Origin of the sequence: Methylomonas sp. EFPC3, from assembly GCF_029643245.1 — a bacterium.
GTDB classification, from domain to species: Bacteria; Pseudomonadota; Gammaproteobacteria; order Methylococcales; family Methylomonadaceae; genus Methylomonas; species Methylomonas koyamae_B.
The window spans coordinates 2248378-2262410 of sequence record NZ_CP116398.1; the positions used below are offsets into that span (position 1 = coordinate 2248378).

The window sequence follows — 14033 nt, forward strand, 5'->3', positions numbered from 1 at the left end:
GTTATTAATTTTTTCAGCCTAAGGTGGTTTCGATGAAGGCCTGAGCTTTAACGGCGCGGTCTATGGTCATCAAGGTTTCCAGCAATTCTTGCATCCGGTGCAGCGGCCAGGAGTTGGGGCCGTCGCTCAGGGCTTCTTCCGGCTTCGGATGGGTCTCCATGAACAGGCCGGCAACGCCGACCGCCACTGCCGCCCGCGCCAACACCGGCACATGCTCGCGCTGGCCGCCGGAACAACTGCCCTGCCCGCCCGGTAACTGTACCGAGTGGGTGGCGTCGAACACCACCGGACATTGGGTGTCGCGCATCACTGCCAACGAACGCATATCGGACACCAGATTGTTGTAACCGAACGAGACACCGCGCTCGCAGACCATGATCTTGTCGTTACCGGTAGCCTTGGCCTTGGCAACCACATTGCCCATGTCCCAGGGCGCCATGAACTGGCCTTTCTTGATATTGACCGGTATGCCTTGGGCCGCGACACTTTGGATGAAATTGGTTTGCCGGCACAGGAAAGCCGGGGTTTGCATCACGTCGACGACGGCGGCAACTTCGGCCAGCGGCGTATCTTCGTGCACATCGGTCAGCACCGGCACATTCAGTTGTTGCTTGACCTTTTCCAGAATCTGCAAGCCGGTTTCCAGGCCCAGGCCGCGGAAACTGCTCATCGACGAGCGATTGGCTTTGTCGAACGAGGATTTGTAAATAAACGGGATGCCGAGCTCGTCGGTGATTTCCTTGAGTTTACCGGCGGTATCCAGCGTCATTTGTTCGCTTTCGATGACGCAAGTGCCGGCGATCAGAAATAACGGTTTGTCGAGTCCGACTTCGAAATTGCAAAGTTGCATACTTGACCTTGATTAATTGGATGCGGATGAATGCTGTTTGTGCTTGGCGGCCGCTTCGACGAAACCGGAAAACAACGGATGGCCGTTGCGCGGCGTCGAGGTGAATTCGGGATGGAACTGGCAAGCCAGGAACCAAGGGTGGTCGGCCAATTCGACGATCTCCACCAAACGACCGTCCAGCGATTTGCCGGAAAAACGCATGCCGGCGGCTTCCAATTGTTTCAAATACTGGTTGTTGAACTCGTAGCGGTGGCGGTGACGCTCGGTGATCACATCCTTCTGATACACATCGAAGGCTAGCGAATCGGACTTCAACCGGCATTTTTGCGCGCCCAGGCGCATAGTGCCGCCGATGTCGGAATCTTCGTCGCGGGTCACCAGTTCGCCGGCTTCGTCCATCCATTCGGTAATCAAACCGATCACCGGATGCGGGCTTTTCGGCAAAAATTCGGTACTGTGCGCGCCTTCCAAACCCACCACGTTTCTGGCGAACTCGATCACTGCCGATTGCATGCCCAGGCAGATGCCGAGGTAAGGAATTTTGTGCTCGCGGGCGAAACGCACGGTGGAAATTTTGCCTTCGACGCCGCGCTCGCCGAAACCGCCCGGCACCAGAATCGCGTCGACGTCTTTCAATTGCGCCGTGCCTTCCTGCTCGATGGTTTCCGAGTCGATGTATTTGATTTCGACCTTATGCCGGGTATGGATACCGGCGTGGAGCAAGGCTTCGTTCAGCGATTTATAGGCGTCGGTGTGGTCGACGTATTTACCGACGATGGCGATTTGCACCTCGTCGGTCGGATGGGTCAGACCGTCGACGACTTTTTCCCAGGCGGTCAAATCGGCCGGCGGCACATCCAGACGCAACTGATGCACCACCAGATCATCCAGGCCTTGTTCGCGCAATAACAGCGGGATGCGATAAATGGTGTCGGCGTCGATCGCCGAAATCACGGCTTTTTCGCTGACGTTGGTGAACAGCGCAATCTTGCGGCGCTCGCTGGCCGGAATCGGCTGCTCGGAGCGGCAGATCAGAATGTCCGGCTGAATCCCGATGGTGCGTAATTCTTTGACCGAGTGCTGCGTCGGCTTGGTTTTCAGCTCGCCGGCCGACTTGATGTAGGGCACCAGCGTCAAATGGATGAATACCGCGCGGTCGCGGCCCAGTTCCACGCCCATTTGGCGAATGGTTTCCAGGAACGGCAGCGACTCGATGTCGCCGACCGTGCCGCCGACTTCGATGATACCGATGTCCATGCCTTCGGCACTGGCGAACACCCGGCGCTTGATTTCGTCGGTGATGTGCGGAATGACCTGCACCGTGGCGCCAAGGTATTCACCTTTACGTTCGTTACGTAGAACCTGCTCGTAAACCTGGCCGGTGGTGAAGTTGTTTTTCTTGGCCATCGTGGTTTTCAAAAACCGCTCGTAATGGCCCAGGTCGAGGTCGGTTTCGGCGCCGTCCTCGGTGACGAACACTTCGCCGTGCTGGAACGGGCTCATCGTGCCGGGATCGACATTGATGTAAGGATCGAGTTTGGTGATGGTGACTTTCAGGCCGCGATCTTCCAGAATCGCCGCCAGCGATGAAGCGGCAATGCCTTTTCCCAAGGAAGACACCACGCCGCCGGTGATAAAGATGAATTTTGTCATTAAGGATTTGCGCCCTGTTTAGCGAATAGCAGGATCAAAACAAACGACGATTTTAGCAGCTTTGGCCGCAGCTTGCCGCTAAATTAGCCCGATCAATCCAAACAGCACCCAAGCGGAACCCGAAGGCCGACTTTGCTTAACAGGCCGGCAACTCCCGATCATTCCAACTTTGCGCCCGACCGCAAATTCGGCCAGGAGCTGAATGCGAACACCCAAATCATGATGATGTTCACCACCGGCACCAGCAACACTAGCGCCCAACGCCCGTCGAACCCGGCTTTTTGCAAAATGCGATTGCCCAGCCAAAGACAGAAGAGAATGTAGGCCGGCAAAAGGATAAAAAACAATTCCATGGTCACCGCTCCTGTTTCAGGTTAGGCCATCCTTGGAACGCCAACTGCAAGAATACCAACAACAAGCCGAACACCGGCAAAAATACCAACACAGCCCAAGCCGGATGCAAACCGGCCTTTTTATAAACGACGATGGTCGGGATCGCCACCATCATCCCGACAATCGCACTCTGCAGAACATCCGGAAACATCTCCACCCCTTGGTCAAAAAACGGAATCATCAAGCCAGCGACTGGCCTTCCAATCCACTCGATAACAAGCAGCCTCACCGCTGGCCCAAGCCCATTCCGCGACCCATAAGCCCGCTACCGCCGCCAGACGCCCGTCCATATAGAGCAACGGCCGCTGATCACGTTCCCAGGGCGGAATAGCCGCCTCCTGGTACAACTTCTTCAGGCAATGATGCCCAGCACGTCCGGATAACTTGAGCTTTTCGCCGCCAACTCGAGCCTTTACCGACACTTCGGCTCCGTCCCAATGAGCCTTGGCGATTCCGGAACAGGCTTCCGCCCTGACCAAACCATAGCCGTTTCCCAAATCTAACCGGGTATCCGGTTTCGGCCACAACAAATTACCTGCGAATTTATCCAACGCGACCGCCGGGATGCAAAACAATTTTTGCCGATAACCGAGGACATGATACCCCTGAATTTGGAGCTGCGGCGCCGATGTTTTACCCTGACGGTTGGTGGCTTGTGCCGTCAGCGCATCGATCACTGCGGCACTCGGCGGCTTCAACCCGAATGAGGTCAGCCACTTCCGCAACACAAAGCGGCGCTGCGAGTCGCTGAGCCGGCTTAAACCGGCAAGACAGATACTTTTGCTTTCAGGGTCGAGCATTTCCGCCAAAACCGGTCCTACCCAATCCTCTAACATCCGTGAGGCTTCGCCGCAATGCGCGGCCGAACGCGCCACTGTTTTATCCAGCGCCGGCCAGCGCTGCTTCAACAACGGCAGGATTTGATTGCGCAGAAAGTTGCGATCGAAATCGCTGCTTTGGTTACTCGGATCATCCACCCATTGCAGATGATTGGCGCGCGCATAGTCGCAAATATCTTTTTTAGACTTATCCAAAAAAGGCCGCAGCATACGCCCGCGGCCAAATGCTGCATCGACAGGCATGCCAGCCAAGCCGGCCACCCCCGCCCCCCTGAACAATTGCAGCAACAACGTCTCCGCTTGGTCCTCGCGATGTTGCGCCAGCAACAACACGTCGCCCTCCTCCAACAATGGACGCAAAGCCCGGTACCTTGCTTCGCGCGCCGCAGCCTCGGGGCCTTCACCGTTTCGGGCAACGGCATCGACCTTGACAATTTGAAACGCCACCCGCAATTCCAGGCACTGGCGGCGGCAATGCTCGCCCCACGCATCGGCGCTGGCTTGCAAACCGTGGTTGACGTATACGGCGACAATGCGCTCTTGTAGTCCGGCTCCGACTGCGGCCAAATGGAGCAACACATGCGAATCCACACCGCCGCTATAGGCCACGTAAACCGTTCGACAATCCGGCGGCAATAGCGCAGTGATCAGACGCGGGTCGAGACTAGAGATTTTCGGGTTCATAAAAAAAGGCCGAACGCAGCCGGCCTTTTGTCTAAACGGACGAACGTGGCCGGACTATTTAACCGGCTCTTCAATGTAGGAGCCAAAGCGCATGATCCGCTGGTAGCGTTTTTCCAGCATTTGATCCATGTTGGCAGCCGCCTCCTGGTTCAATTCCGCCAAGTGCCTCAATAACGCCTCCTGCAAATTTTCGGCAATCTTCTGAAAATTACGGTGACCGCCGCCGACCGGCTCACGCACCACCTCGTCCAAAAAGCCTTGCTCGCGCACCCGGTCGGAGGTAATGCCCATGGCTTCCGCCGCCAACTGGGCTTTGTCGGCGCTTTTCCATAAAATCGAGGCGCAACCTTCCGGCGAAATGACCGCGTAGGTGCTGTATTCCAGCATCAACAAGCGGTCGCCAACGCCAATCGCCAGCGCGCCGCCGGAGCCGCCTTCGCCGATGACCGTGCAGATAATTGGCGTGCGCAATTTGGACATTTCGAACAGATTGCGGGCAATCGCCTCGCTTTGGCCGCGCTCCTCAGCGCCAATGCCGGGATAGGCGCCCGGAGTGTCGATCAGACAGATAATCGGCAGCTTGAAACGCTCGGCCATCTTCATGACCCGCAAGGCTTTACGATAGCCTTCCGGACGCGGCATGCCGAAGTTGCGATGGATTTTTTCCTTGGTGTCGCGACCTTTTTGATGGCCGATCACCACCACCGGCTGACCTTCCAGCCGCGCCAAGCCGCAGACGATGGCCTGATCGTCAGCAAACGCCCGGTCACCGTGCAGTTCGTGGAAGTCGGTGAACATCAGATTGACGTAGTCTAATGTGTAGGGACGGCCAGGATGGCGGGACAATTGCGAAATCTGCCAGTCGGACAGGTTGCTGAAAATGCTCTCGGTCAGCATTTCGCATTTTTGCTCGAGCTGTTTCAGCGTCTCGGAAATGTCGAAATTATTGTCCAGCTCCACCTTGCGCAGCTCTTCGATTTTGGCTTGCAATTCGGCGATGGGCTGTTCGAAATCTAAGAATTTTAAATCCATGTCAATCCGGCCAGAGAATCAATAAAATGGCCGGCGATTTTAAAGAAAAATGCTGCCATTGCCTATCAGTTTTACCGGATCATGAACCAGACCGCCTTCGACATCAATCCGCACGCGCCCTTGGCCGCCCGCATGCGTCCGACCAATCTGGACCAATACATCGGCCAGCAGCATTTGCTGACGAAGGGCAAGTCGCTCCGCGCCGCGATTGACCAGGGCGTGCCGCATTCGCTGGTGTTTTGGGGGCCGCCGGGCGTTGGCAAGACCACGCTGGCGAAAATTATCGCCGCCAGCGCCCATTGCCATTTCATCGAACTGTCGGCGGTGATGGCAGGGGTCAAGGAAATCCGCGCCGCGGTGGCGGAGGCCGAGGAGGTCAAGCTCAGCCGGAATCTGAACACCGTGGTGTTTATCGACGAGATCCACCGCTTCTCGAAAAGCCAGCAAGATTCCTTGCTGGCGCCGATCGAGAGCGGTGCGATCATCCTGTTCGGCGCCACCACCGAAAATCCGTCGTTCGAACTGAACAACGCGCTACTGTCGCGGCTGCGGGTTTACGTGATGCGCAGCATCGAAGCCGAGGATTTGGTGGAGCTTCTGCACCAAGCGTTGACCGATCCAACCCGCGGTTTGGGTAAGCGCAAACTGGCAATCAGCGACGACGTGCTGACAATGATCGCCAAGGCGGCCGACGGCGACGCCCGCCGCTGCCTTAACATTCTGCAAATTGCCGCCGACCTGGCGGAAACCGTGGACGGCCGGGAAGTCGTCGACCGCGAGGTGATCGGCGAAGTTTTGCAAGGCCATGCGGCTCGTTTCGACAAGGGCGGGGATATTTTCTACGACCAGATTTCCGCGCTGCACAAATCGGTGCGCGGCACCGACCCGGACGCGGCATTGTACTGGTTCTGCCGGATGATAGACGGCGGTTGCGACCCGTTGTACATCGCCCGCCGGGTGGTGCGGATGGCTTCGGAAGATATCGGCAACGCCGACCCGCGCGGGCTGGAACTGGCGCTGAATGCCGCTCACGCCTACGAGCGCCTGGGCAGTCCGGAAGGCGAGTTGTCGCTGGCACAAGCCATCGTCTATCTGGCCTGTGCGCCGAAAAGCAATGCAGTGTACGTCGCTTATAAGGCGGCAATGGCCGATGCTCGAACCAGCGGCTCGTTGGAGGTGCCGATCCATCTGCGCAATGCGCCAACCAAACTCATGAAAGAACTGGGACACGGCGCCGAGTATCGTTACGCTCACGACGAGAAAAACGCCTATGCCGCCGGCGAAAACTATTTACCGGAACCTTTAAAAGGCAAACGTTATTATTTTCCGGTAGAACGCGGCCTGGAAGTAAAGATAAAAGATAAACTGGAGTTTTTGCGGAAGCAATAAAAAACCGGCAGCGCGAACCGGTGATTGCAATACTATCTTCGCAATTGTCTGTACCAGGGTATTTGGCATAAAAAAACTCCCGTACCGGAGGGCCGATACGGGAGCAAAAGCAAGCAAATATTTAGAATATCTACCTGCGAATCTCCGCCAAATGGAGAAACTTTTAAAACCTTTCAAGCTTGGCGCGACTTTCCAGTACCATGTTGCTGGAAAGCGCGGCGATACCGAACAGCATGGTTGAAATTATAAATTGCCCGAAAATAAAACTCAGTATGCCGGAGAAAGAAACCAAGCCAACAAACACGTCTTTTTTAAATTCATTCATTGCGACCACCCTACGATAAATTAATATGCAAACACGTCCGACCCAAAACGCTGTTAAATCCATTCTCGCCACCTCAAGCGGCAACGTGAGTTAAGTAAAATCCAAAACTTCAGTTACTGCCAGCACCGATCTTCCGTTATTTAATACATTTCGCATATTTCAACCAAAAAACCATAGGCTTCCGCACAAAAAACCGGATTTCCGAGACATAGGCCGAATAATAAAAAACCGACTTCAAATTGAATTTAAATATGTGGCGCTCATCACGAAAGCCACATCGCGCGGCGGCACTTGGATATTGCAGCTGAGAGCGGATCGGTCAGTCTTGAGGCTGGCGCCCACGCGCAATAGGCGCAGCAAAACCAACGCCATCTGAAACTTTATTTGGGGGAAGAAGAGCGGGATTTGAAAGGTAAAGAGATCTCCCGCCTGCGCCGTCTGATACTTTCGTCCTTGAACCGGAGGTTCAAGTGGAAACCGATTCCCGCCAATCAGGCTTCCTGAACGAACAGGCATGCACACCATGACGGGTAAAAAGCTTCCGGGGCAAATGCAGGTTCAGGAAACACCCAGTACTGCTCGAACGCTGCAGGAGATTGGACTTGTAGTTTACCGGATTTACGGGTTTTCCAAAACGTTTTCTATTTTGATGCGCAAATCTGCCAAGCGATTCGCCATATCGCTGTCGCCGGTGGGCTTGTGGGCTTCCGCAGCCCAATCGTGAGCCAGATTCAACGCCGCCAGCACGGCAATACGGTCGGCCCCGCTGACTTTACCGGTGTCGCGGATCTTGCGCATTTGCTTGTCGAGCTCGCGAGCGGAACTAATCAACGAATCTCTCTCGTCCGGCGCACAGGCGATCTTGTATTCCTTGTCCAGAATATTCAACGAGACGGGGTGAACGGCTTTACTCATGAGTCATGTTCCATCGCTTTCAGGCGAGCGATCATCGCTTCGACTCGGGCTTTGGCCAGCGTGGTTTTTTCCAGCAATTTGGCTTTCTCCTTAACCAAGGCATCCTGTTTGACTTTCAACGACTTGTTCTCATTTTTGACTTGATTGAACTGAGCGATCAGCACATCCAGTTTATTTTCCAGCGCTTCGAGTTCGGTAGACGGATCTTTTTCGAGTTGAGACATAGTCAGAAGTATGGGCTGATATGACGTTATAATCCTCACGTTCGGCTAGGAATGTTAGCATAAGCCAGGTATTTGAACAGCTCCTTGACAGGAAACACGTATCCAATGACATACAGCGCGATCAGCGAAATTCTGCAACAACACGACGCGGACGTCGGCGCCGCAGAGGCACACGGCGTCGCTACCGGCATGCTCTGCGTCGAAATTAAAGCCGACGTGGAAAACTGGCTCCGGGAATTGTTTGCCGAGATTGAACAATTGATTGAGGGAGACAAGAACCTGCTGTGTGGCGTCTTCGAACAAACCCGCACTTTACTGGAAAATCAAAACGACGAGTTCGCGTTCGATTTGCTGCTGCCGGACGAGGACGAGGCATTGGCGGAACAGGTCGAAGCCCTGCGCTGTTGGTGCCAGGGATTTCTGTTCGGCGTAGGCTACGCCCAAACCGACGCCGACTGGCCGGGCGACACGGCCGAGGTGATGCGGGACATGATCGAACTGACTAAAATCGACAGCGACCTTGGCGAAGAAGACGACGAAAACGCGCTGATCGAAATCCGCGAATACGTGCGCGCTGCCGTATTTACCGTACGCGACCAGTTCGCCGAACAACACCCGCTACAAACTCACTAAGCCGCCGCCCCGATGAAACAAAGCGAATTCAAAAAGCGCCGCGCCAGCCTGATGAAACAAATCGGCAAAGGCAATATCGCCATCATTGCCAGCGCCCCGCACCGCACCCGCAACCGCGACGTGCATTACCCATTCCGCCAGGATAGCGACTTTTACTACCTGACCGGCTTCAACGAAGCCGAATCGATGGCCGTGTTTATTCCCGGCCGCGAACAAGGCGAATACATCCTGTTCTGCCGCGAATTCGACGAGAAAAAGGCCTTGTGGGAAGGCGCCCATGCCGGCCTGGAAGGTGCCACCAAACATTACGAAGCCGACGATTCGTTTCCGATCGACGATCTGGACGACATCCTGCCCGGCATGCTGGAAAACAAGAGCAAGGTGTTCTACCCGATGGGCAAGGACAGCGATCTCGACCACAAACTGATGGAATGGATCAACAACATCCGCAAGCAATCCCGTTCCGGTATCACGGCACCGGGCGAATTGGTGTCGCTGGAACACATCCTGCACGAGATGCGGCTGTTCAAAAGCGCCGAGGAATTGAAATTGATGCGCCGCGCCGCCGAAGTCTCGGCCAAGGCACATGTTCGGGCCATGCGGGCCTGCAAGCCGGGTTTATACGAATACCAGATCGAAGCAGAACTGATGCACGAATTTGTGCAAGATGGCTTGCGCGCAGTGGCCTACCCGTCCATCGTCGCCGGCGGCAGAAACGCCTGCGTGCTGCATTACACCGAAAATAACGACAAACTCAACAAAGGCGACCTGTTGCTGATCGACGCCGGCGTCGAATGCGACCATTACGCCGCCGACATCACCCGCACCTTCCCGGTGTCCGGCAAATTCAACGAGCCGCAACGCTTGTTGTACCAACTGGTGCTGGACGCCCAAGCCGCGGCTTTGGCCGAGATCAAACCCGGCAATCCGTGGAACAAGGCCCACGACGCTTCGGTGGAAACCTTGACCAGGGGCTTGGTGGAACTGGGCCTGCTCAAAGGCAGGGTGAAAAAACTGATCAAAGACGAAAAGTACAAACAGTTCTACATGCACCGCATCGGCCACTGGCTGGGGATGGACGTGCATGACGTCGGCGATTATAAAATCAAAGACGAATGGCGCCTGCTGGAACCCGGCATGGTGTTGACCGTCGAGCCGGGACTCTACGTCGCCGCCGACTGCGAGACAGTGGATAAGCAATGGCGCGGCATCGGCATCCGGATCGAAGACGACGTGCTGGTCACCAAGGATGGCCATGAGATACTGACCGGCGGAGTACCGAAGTCGATAGACGCCATCGAAGCGCTAATGACGGGCTAGACAATGCAACACGACTTCGATCTGATCATCGTCGGCGCCGGTTTGGCCGGCAACTGCCTGGCTCTGGCCCTGAAGCGCAGCGGATTGAAGATCGCGTTGGTCGAAGCCGCCAGCCGCGAGCAGTTGCGAAATTCGCCGGCCGGCGACCGCGCCTTGGCCCTCGCGGCCGGCACCGTGGAATTATTGAACGCCTTGGGTGCCTGGCGCGGCGTAGCCGACAAAGCCACTCCGATCAAACACATTCACGTTTCCGACCGCGGCCATTTCGGTAAAACCCGGCTATCGGCCGAAACCGAGGGCGTCGATGCCCTGGGTTATGTGATAGTCGCCCGCGACATCGAACAGCACATGGCCGACTTGGCCGAGAAAACCGATACCGTTTGCCTGCACCAGACCCGGGTCGCCGGATTGATGTCGGGCCGCGATGCGGTCAACGTCAGCTTGAAGCAGCACGACGGCAGTTCGCTGAACGTCAGCGCACAATTACTGGTCGGCGCCGACGGTGGCAATTCCACGGTACGCAAACTGTTGGAAATTCCGCAGCAAGTCACCGAATACGGCCAGACCGCGCTGGTCACCACCGTGCATTCGGCGCTGCCACACCGCAACACCGCCTTCGAACGTTTCACCGAATTCGGCCCGCTGGCCTTGTTGCCGGTAGCCGGCAAGCAATCGGCCGTCGTCTGGACCCGCAGCCACGAGCAAGCCGAAACTCTGCTCAATGCCAACGACCGCGAATTTCTCGCTGAACTGCAGGATTGCTTCGGCTATCGGCTGGGCGAACTGAAATTGGCCGCGCCGCGCCGGGCGTTTCCGCTCAGCCTGATTCGCGCCGAGAGCATGGTCTCCGGCCGTACCGTGATCATCGGCAACGCCGTTCACCAACTGCACCCGGTGGCCGGACAAGGGTTTAACCTGGGCATCCGCGATGTGGCTTTGCTGGCGGAAATGCTGACCGAGCAACACCAGCATAACGGCGATATCGGCGATGCCCGCATGCTGAAAAACTACAGCCGGCAGCGCCAGCAAGACCACGGCAGAACCATCGGCTTCACCGACAACTTGGTCAAGATCTTCTCCAACGGCAACCTGCCGCTGGCCGCAGTCCGCAACGCCGGCCTGACCTTATTGGACCACCTGCCCTTCGCCAAGCAAATGCTGGCCCGCCACGCGATGGGCTTGGCCGACCGGCTGCCGAAAATCGGCGACCGCGAGTAAGCCGCCAACCGGCGGCATCAGCCGGTAACGCTCAACCAGATCGATGTCGCGAGACACACGCCAGTCAACAGCGCGGCAAAAACCCGTGCGCGCGGCCGCGGACTGGAGGCGGTCCAAACCAGCAAAGTCCAATACGCCGCGGCCGGCAACAGGAAACTCAACAAAATCATCGCCAGCGCCCGTTCCGCGGCGCAGGCCTCGTTACAGATTCCGGTCCAATAGCGCCACAAACCAACGCCCAAGCCGACTGCCAAACCGGCGCCGGCCAAGCGAGACAGAAAGCGCAAACTCACGGCACCTCCCAAAACAGAATCTTTTGCGACTTACTCAAATCGGAAAAACCCGGTCCGGACGCCACCCCCAAACCGAAGCGCAGCACGGTCACCACCGTCCCTTGAAACCCGGACGCCGTCAGCCGACTACCGTTCCACAGATCGATATGGTCGCCGGAAGGCGTTTTTTCGCCGGGGCGCAACCAATAATTCTGAAAATAGACGATACCGGTCTTACCCTTGATTTTGGTTTGCCAATCCTGGCCGGTGACATCGGCAACCCGGCTTTGCAGCACCTTAACCGAAGCCGTCTGCAGCCAGTCCGCCATTTCCTGCGCCCGAATCGCCAACCGGTTACCGCCAACGCTGACCGTAGCCCCGGTAAAGCCATCCAGCTTGGCACCGGCCGCATACAATGCCGCGCTGACTTTAATCGCGCATTGGTTTTCATACCCCACAGGCACGTTGCCGTTGCCGTCGCGGTAAGGCGCTTCGTCCGGATAGCCGGCCCACAACCGGGCAAAACTGATGGGCTTCGCCGCCATGCCGACCGCTCCCGAGAAGGCACCGACCGGCCCCGGCCGCGGCGATACCGCCCGACAACTGGTACCTTGGTCTATGGTTTCGTTTCCTCTGCTGTTACAGACGGGGCCAGGGCGTTGTCCGGGCATGACGGCTTCCTCCAAACGACGAGAAGTTTATCCTGAGAACGGCCGGCGAATCGCTTGGCCGGCCAGAGCCCGGATTACAGCACGTCTGCTGCGCCGCGTCATCCGCTAAAACCAGGCCGGCATTTGGCCACCGCCACGCCTGTCAAGCAAACCCCACAATTACCGGTATAATGAATCTTCCGTTGTAATCCTTTAGCTGTATATGAGTAATGTTTTTCTGGTCGCCTGCGCCTTGCTGCTGGTGTTGTTGAACGGCTTTTTCGTGGCCGTGGAATTCAGTCTGGTAAAGTTGCGGCAGACCCGAATCAAAGCCATCGAACAAAACGAAGGCTGGCGCGGCCGGATTCTGGCCAAAGTTCACAAACAACTCGACGCCTATTTATCGGCCTGCCAGCTCGGCATCACGCTGGCCTCTCTGGGCCTGGGCTGGATCGGCGAACCGGCCTTCGCCGATTTACTGATACCCTTGTTCGATCAGTTGCAAATCACCTCGCCCGAATTAATCCACAATATTTCTTTCGCCTTTGCCTTCTGCACCATCTCATTCCTGCACATCGTGGTCGGCGAACAAGCCCCCAAATCGCTGGCGATTCGCAATCCGGAGGGCATCGGTCTGTGGAGCGCGGGGCCCCTATATGCGCTGTATTGGTTGATGTATCCGGCCATCTGGCTGCTGAACGGTAGCGCCACCCTGGTCTTGCGCCTGAGCGGGCTGTGCGAGGGCCACCACCACGACAGCCATTACTCCACCGACGAACTGAAACTGATCCTGCGCTCCACCCGCTCGGCCGAGAACTTTACCGGCGAAGAATATAAGGTGTTAGCCAAAACCCTGGATTTCGGCAAACTGGAAGTCTCTGACTTGATGCGGCCGATCCACGAAATCACCGCACTGCAACGCGGCCAGTCGCCGCAGGAAATGCTGGAAATCGTTTCCAGCAGTTGCTACAGCCGCTTTCCGTACTTCGACAGCAACGGAATGGATGCGTTAGGCATCATCCACTTGAAGGATTTGTTTCTGGCCCAGCAAAAAGGCGATCCGCTGCACGACCTGGAAGCCTACCTGCGCCCGATTCTACATATTTCCGCGCACATGCCGGCATTGGAACTATTCCGCCGCTTTACCCAAGGCTCCCCCCACTTTGCGGTCATCGGCCAGAAAGGCCAAAAACCGTTGGGCTTCATCACCCTGGACAATCTGCTGTCGGCGATAGTCGGTGAGATCCGCGACGAATTCTGCCAATCGGAAAGCGACTGGACCCGGCAGGATGACGGCAGCCTATTAGGCAAGGGCAGCCTGCCGATCTTCTCGTTGGAGCGCATTCTCGGCGTCGACATCGAAAACGAAGAATTGGACCTGGACGATGTCGATTCCGTCGGCGGCATGATTCTGGCGCAGTTGCGCGACATACCCGATGTCGGCGAACGCATCGCTTTCAACGATTTCGAAATCGTGGTCAAGGAAATGCAAGGCCCGCGCATCGAATGGGTGGAAGTGCATCCGAAACCGTAGTCCCCTGTCCAGCACCTAAATGCCGCCAAGTTAAAGCGCGCGTCCGGCACTACTCGCCGGAACCAAGCCAATTCGCCGTTGCTGTCCCTGGTCAACACCGGC

At 56.6% G+C, this 14033-nt stretch carries 16 protein-coding genes and 1 other RNA gene; 5 read left to right on the forward strand and 12 right to left on the reverse strand.

The genetic code is table 11. The features are described from left to right. Positions 1 to 13: 13 nt before the first annotated feature. From kdsA to accA, 6 genes are all read right to left on the reverse strand, one after another. Entirely contained in the window at positions 14 to 850 is an 837-nt protein-coding gene (gene kdsA / locus PL263_RS10005) for a 3-deoxy-8-phosphooctulonate synthase (protein ID WP_278209303.1), read from the reverse strand. A gap of 12 nt (positions 851 to 862) precedes the next feature. Beyond that, positions 863 to 2503, reverse strand: a complete 1641-nt coding sequence (locus tag PL263_RS10010) for a CTP synthase (protein WP_278209304.1) — start codon at positions 2501 to 2503, stop codon at positions 863 to 865. Between the two features lie 158 nt (positions 2504 to 2661). Then, entirely contained in the window at positions 2662 to 2856 is a 195-nt protein-coding gene (locus tag PL263_RS10015; RefSeq protein ID WP_278209305.1) for a hypothetical protein, read from the reverse strand. Positions 2857 to 2858: 2 nt separating this feature from the next. After that, a complete protein-coding gene (locus PL263_RS10020; RefSeq protein WP_278209306.1) occupies positions 2859 to 3077 on the reverse strand; it encodes a hypothetical protein in 219 nt (72 codons plus the stop codon). Further along, positions 3061 to 4419 carry a tRNA lysidine(34) synthetase TilS gene (tilS, locus tag PL263_RS10025; RefSeq protein WP_278209307.1) on the reverse strand — a complete coding sequence of 453 codons (1359 nt, stop codon included), beginning with the start codon at positions 4417 to 4419 and terminating at the stop codon, positions 3061 to 3063. The genes PL263_RS10020 and tilS overlap by 17 nt, the downstream gene beginning before the upstream one ends. Before the next feature lie 54 nt (positions 4420 to 4473). Then, positions 4474 to 5451, reverse strand: coding sequence for an acetyl-CoA carboxylase carboxyl transferase subunit alpha (gene accA, locus PL263_RS10030; protein WP_140913022.1), 978 nt, complete (start codon positions 5449 to 5451; stop codon positions 4474 to 4476). An 81-nt stretch (positions 5452 to 5532) separates the two neighbouring features. On the opposite strand from accA, the gene PL263_RS10035 reads away from it, so the two are divergent. Continuing rightward, positions 5533 to 6840, forward strand: a complete 1308-nt coding sequence (locus PL263_RS10035; RefSeq protein WP_278209308.1) for a replication-associated recombination protein A — start codon at positions 5533 to 5535, stop codon at positions 6838 to 6840. 163 nt (positions 6841 to 7003) lie between these two features. Here the strand turns inward: PL263_RS10035 and PL263_RS10040 are convergent, their stop codons facing one another. The 4 genes from PL263_RS10040 to PL263_RS10055 all read right to left on the reverse strand — a co-directional run bounded on the left by PL263_RS10040 (position 7004) and on the right by PL263_RS10055 (position 8304). After that, positions 7004 to 7165: a hypothetical protein gene (locus PL263_RS10040; protein WP_186289607.1), complete on the reverse strand. Its 162-nt coding sequence runs from the start codon at positions 7163 to 7165 to the stop codon at positions 7004 to 7006. 418 nt (positions 7166 to 7583) lie between these two features. Further along, a non-coding RNA gene (gene ssrS / locus PL263_RS10045) (6S RNA) lies at positions 7584 to 7763 on the reverse strand. Positions 7764 to 7783: 20 nt separating this feature from the next. Then, positions 7784 to 8080, reverse strand: coding sequence for a cell division protein ZapA (locus PL263_RS10050; RefSeq protein WP_140913020.1), 297 nt, complete (start codon positions 8078 to 8080; stop codon positions 7784 to 7786). Then, the gene (locus tag PL263_RS10055; protein ID WP_140913019.1) at positions 8077 to 8304 is read right to left on the reverse strand and encodes a TIGR02449 family protein; all 228 of its coding nucleotides are present in this window, start codon (positions 8302 to 8304) and stop codon (positions 8077 to 8079) included. The genes PL263_RS10050 and PL263_RS10055 overlap by 4 nt, the downstream gene beginning before the upstream one ends. Before the next feature lie 105 nt (positions 8305 to 8409). Between PL263_RS10055 and PL263_RS10060 the strand changes: the two genes are divergently transcribed. The 3 genes from PL263_RS10060 to ubiH are packed head-to-tail and all read left to right on the forward strand — an operon-like array spanning position 8410 to position 11475. Then, positions 8410 to 8937: a UPF0149 family protein gene (locus tag PL263_RS10060; protein ID WP_140913018.1), complete on the forward strand. Its 528-nt coding sequence runs from the start codon at positions 8410 to 8412 to the stop codon at positions 8935 to 8937. A gap of 12 nt (positions 8938 to 8949) precedes the next feature. Then, positions 8950 to 10257, forward strand: a complete 1308-nt coding sequence (gene pepP / locus PL263_RS10065; protein WP_278209309.1) for a Xaa-Pro aminopeptidase — start codon at positions 8950 to 8952, stop codon at positions 10255 to 10257. 3 nt (positions 10258 to 10260) lie between these two features. Next, positions 10261 to 11475, forward strand: a complete 1215-nt coding sequence (ubiH, locus tag PL263_RS10070) for a 2-octaprenyl-6-methoxyphenyl hydroxylase (RefSeq protein ID WP_278209310.1) — start codon at positions 10261 to 10263, stop codon at positions 11473 to 11475. A gap of 17 nt (positions 11476 to 11492) precedes the next feature. On the opposite strand, the gene PL263_RS10075 is transcribed toward ubiH, so the two are convergent. Both PL263_RS10075 and PL263_RS10080 read right to left on the reverse strand, forming a co-directional pair. Then, positions 11493 to 11768: a hypothetical protein gene (locus PL263_RS10075; RefSeq protein WP_278209311.1), complete on the reverse strand. Its 276-nt coding sequence runs from the start codon at positions 11766 to 11768 to the stop codon at positions 11493 to 11495. Then, complete coding sequence (locus tag PL263_RS10080) at positions 11765 to 12418, reverse strand: type VI secretion system amidase effector protein Tae4 (protein ID WP_278209312.1); 654 nt, start codon at positions 12416 to 12418, stop codon at positions 11765 to 11767. The genes PL263_RS10075 and PL263_RS10080 overlap by 4 nt, the downstream gene beginning before the upstream one ends. A gap of 202 nt (positions 12419 to 12620) precedes the next feature. On the opposite strand from PL263_RS10080, the gene PL263_RS10085 reads away from it, so the two are divergent. Then, positions 12621 to 13931: a hemolysin family protein gene (locus PL263_RS10085; RefSeq protein WP_140913013.1), complete on the forward strand. Its 1311-nt coding sequence runs from the start codon at positions 12621 to 12623 to the stop codon at positions 13929 to 13931. Positions 13932 to 14033: the final 102 nt, after the last annotated feature.